We start from the raw sequence: 235 nt of genomic DNA on the forward strand, positions 1-235 counted from the left end.
AGGCACATCGTCGACATGTTCCTGGCGCACCAATGCCGTCTGCTGGGTCTTCTTACGAACCGCAGGCACCGCGTTGGAAACCAACTGTTCACCCGCCTTCAACGACGCAACCGGCACGGTCTTGATCGGCGTCGCCGTACTGCCCACCAGCAACGGCTTCACCACCTCGGCATGCGGCTCCAACCTGGGCATCACCAGTTTTGTCGCCAACAACTCCAGAAGATCCCGCGTCCGC

General features: G+C 61.3%; 1 protein-coding gene. It reads right to left on the bottom strand.

The annotated features are described in order from the left end of the window. On the bottom strand, positions 1–235 hold a 235-nt coding region (locus tag ACI77D_RS29450), incomplete at both ends, for a hypothetical protein (RefSeq protein WP_407018121.1).

It is taken from the genome of Pseudomonas sp. O39, assembly GCF_045447295.1.
GTDB classification, from domain to species: domain Bacteria; phylum Pseudomonadota; class Gammaproteobacteria; order Pseudomonadales; family Pseudomonadaceae; genus Aquipseudomonas; species Aquipseudomonas antarctica_A.